General features: G+C 63.3%; 3 protein-coding genes. All 3 read left to right on the forward strand.

Annotated elements, in window-relative coordinates; translation table 11 throughout:
- On the forward strand, window positions 1-621 hold a 621-nt coding region (locus HX846_RS21735), incomplete at its 5' end, for an amidase family protein (protein ID WP_256739851.1).
- 95 nt (window positions 622-716) lie between these two features.
- A complete protein-coding gene (locus tag HX846_RS21740) occupies window positions 717-2,069 on the forward strand; it encodes a citrate-proton symporter (protein WP_008436037.1) in 1,353 nt (450 codons plus the stop codon).
- A gap of 101 nt (window positions 2,070-2,170) precedes the next feature.
- A complete protein-coding gene (locus HX846_RS21745) occupies window positions 2,171-3,517 on the forward strand; it encodes an OprD family outer membrane porin (RefSeq protein WP_102368688.1) in 1,347 nt (448 codons plus the stop codon).
- Window positions 3,518-3,657 lie beyond the last annotated feature (140 nt).

The raw sequence follows: 3,657 nt of genomic DNA on the forward strand, positions 1-3,657 counted from the left end.
GTCGGCCTGATGCTTGAACCCGGCGCAGGCATGCAGCCTGAAGGCTTCGTCTGTGAAGCCGTGGAGCAAGCCGCGCGGCTGTTCGAAGCCCACGGCGCCAAGGTCACGCTGATCCCGCCAATCATGGACCGCGCACAACTCGATGGCCTCGACCATTTCTGGCGCGCCCGCCAGTGGGGCGATTTGTCGGCCCTGAGCAGCGAGCAGTTCGACAAGGTCTTGCCGTACATCCGCGACTGGGCCGCGCCGGGCGCCGAGATCAGCGGCGTACAAGCCGTAAAGGGTTTCAACCAGACCTTTGAAATGCGCCGCCGCGCCGCGCAGGTGTTCACCGAACTCGACCTGGTGCTGTCCCCCACTAACCAGGTCAATGCCTTCCCGGCCGAGTGGCCATCACCGAGCAACAACCCGCAACTGCCGTTCGAACACATCGTGTTCACGGTGCCGTGGAACATGGGCGAGCAACCGGCGTTGTCGATCAACTGCGGTTTCGCCGCCGATGGCATGCCCATCGGCCTGCAGATGATCGCCCCGCGTTTTGCCGATCAATGGCTGCTGCAAATCGCTAAAACCTACGAGAGCTGGCGTGGCGCAATCCACCACTGGCCGAATCCTTCCTGACTTTTGACGCTGTAAGAACTGCCCACCCACACGCCAGCTCCGGGCCCTCTTGGCCTGGAGCTCGGACGACCTATAACTAAAATCGAGGGGCTGGTATGCACACTGAGCAATTGACACGATCCGATCCTGATCACGCACCCGAAACACCGTCCCCGGACGCCGGCAAAAAGAGCATCTTCGCCGTGGTCCTGGGCAACGCCGTGGAGTTTTTCGACTTTGGTGTGTACGCAACCTTTGCGGTGATGATCGGCCACACGTTCTTCCCGTCCGACAGCGCTTTCGTCAGCCTGATGCTGTCGGTCACGGCGTTCGGTATCGGCTTTATCGTCCGGCCCCTGGGCGCAGTACTGATCGGCGCCTACGCCGACCGCGTCGGGCGCAAACCGGCGATGCTGTTGACCCTGGTAATGATGGCCGTGGGCACCGGCAGCATCGCGATATTGCCCGGTTACGAGACCATCGGTATCGCGGCGCCGATCCTGCTGGTACTCACCCGCATGATCCAGGGCCTGGCCTGGGGCGGTGAAGCCGGCCCAGCCACCACCTACATCCTCGAAGCGGCGCCACCCCACAAACGCGGGACCTACGCCTGCTGGCAAGTAGTCGCCCAGGGCGTCGCAGCCATGGTGGCCGGGCTGGTAGGGTTCACCCTGACCAAGGTCATGTCCCCGGAAGACCTCAACAGCTGGGGCTGGCGCGTGCCGTTCGTGTTCGGCCTGCTGGTGTTGCCGATCGGCATCTACATCCGCCGCAACCTCGCCGAAACCTTCCACGGCCACGGCGAGCAAACCAGCACCGGCGACCTGGTACGGGAAGTCTGCGGCAAGCACCGGCGCGCACTGGTGCTGGGGTTGCTGATCCTTTCCGGCAGCACCATCACCCAGTACTTCCTCAACTACATGACCACCTTCGCCCTCACCGAACTGAAGCTTCCCACCAGCATTTCGATGCTCTCGACCCTGGTGGCCGGCGCCGCGATGGCCGTGTGCGCGGTGGCTGGCGGCATGCTCTGCGACCGCTTCGGGCGCCGTACGATCCTGATGACACCGCGGGTGGTGTTGCTGTTGATTTTATTCCCGGCCCTGCAACTGATGACCGAGCACCCAAGCCCGGCGACCTTCCTGTTGACCCTGGCGGTACTCTCGGGCCTGCACGGCATGAGTGGCGCGGCGCTGATCGTGTTGCTGGTGGAAAGCTTCCCGAAATCCGTGCGCTCCACCGGTTTCTCCATCGTCTACGCCTTCGGTGTGGCAGCGTTCGGCGGCACCGCGCAGATCATCATCACCTGGTTGATCGGCACCACCGGCGACCCGATGTCGCCGGTCTGGTACCTGCTGATCGCCAACCTGGTGTGCCTCACCGCCGCCTGGTTCGCCAAGGAAACCCGTCCGCCGCTGCCCGGCAGCCCGGCCCGCGAAACCCGGCTCACAGAAGCTTCGGTTCGCTGAATACCTTTTCCCACTGTCCCGCGTCTTTTCGCCACCGACCGGCAGCACCTGAAGGCCTGCCGGGACGGTCGCCTTACGTCTGATTTGTATGGGGATTTACCATGTATCCACGTCTTTTGCTGGCCGTCACCCTGGCGTCCAGCACCCAGGCTTTCGCCCAGGAAAACGCCCAGGCCAGCGCACCGGGCTTTCTCGAAGGCAGCACCCTGGACCTGAACCTGCGTCACTACTATTCCAACCAGCACACCCAACGCACCACCCACTTGAGCATCAAGAAAGCCGGCGGCGTCGAGCCCACGCGTGTACGGGAAACCTGGGTGCAGACCAGCATGCTCAAGTACAGCTCCGGCTACACCCAGGGCCTGATTGGCGTGGGTGTGGACGCGGGGATCTTCAGCGCGGTCAACCTGGAACGCGGCCACGGCAAGGTGGCCAATGGCGGCGACCGGGTGCTGGTGGACGGCGACGGCGATGCGATTCCCACTTGGAGCCGCCTGGGGGTGGGCGACGTGCGTTTTCGCCTGTCCAGCACCGAGATCAAGGCTGGCCGGCTGATGACCGACAATCCGATCCTGCGTTACAAGGACAACCGCGCCCTGCCCTCCAGCTTCCAGGGCGTGGGCTTGTTCAGCAACGAATTCGACTGGCTGTCGGTGCAGGGCGGCAGCTTCGAGCGGGCGATTCCACGCACCGGCACCGGCGCCGAAAAGCTCACCACCACCTTCGGCAACCGCGCCTACAGCGGCGCACGCATCAGCTACCTGGGAGCCACGGTAAAACCGGGTTACGGGCTGGAAGCCAGCGTCTACGCGTCGCGTTTCGAAGACATGTGGGACCAGACCTACGTCGGCCTGACCCACCGCATCGGTGACAAAAGCGACATCGCCTTGAAGACCGCCTTCAACTACTACCACACCAGCGACTCGGGCGACAAAAACCTCGGCTACATCGACAATAACGCCGCCAGCCTGGCCTTCACCGCCACGCACCTGGCCCACAGCCTGACCCTGGCCTGGCAGCAGGTATTCGGCAACGAATACTTCGACTACGTGTGGGAGTCCACCGGCAACTACATGGCCAACTCGCTGTACTCGGACTACAACGGCCCCAACGAAAAGTCCTGGCAGTTGCGCTACGACCTGGACTTCGCCGCCTACGGTGTGCCCGGCCTCACCGCCAGCCTGTGGCACGCCAAGGGTTGGGACATCGACGGCACCCATTACGATGGCGACCGCAACGGCCACAACACCGGCTACAACGTGCGCAGCCTGGATGGCGCCAAGCACAACGAAAACGGCTTGATGCTGGCCTATGTGATTCAGTCCGGAACACTCAAGAACACCGTACTGCGCACCATCGTCTACAACCATCGCGCCAGCGGCGGGCAGATTGACGGCAGCTACGATGAGTTCCGCCTCGTCGCCAATGTGCCGATCAACATCTTCTGAGGCTCAGGCTCAGTTCAGCGAACAACGCTGCATCGCCCCCGCCAGCATTTCCTGGCACTTGAGCACCGCCACCGAGCGGGGGCGGTTGCGGTACACGCAGAGGTCGATGCGGATGCGGCCGAGGTCTTCATCGGCGATCG

This window comes from Pseudomonas sp. K5002, from assembly GCF_013386655.1.
Classification (GTDB): Bacteria; Pseudomonadota; Gammaproteobacteria; order Pseudomonadales; family Pseudomonadaceae; genus Aquipseudomonas.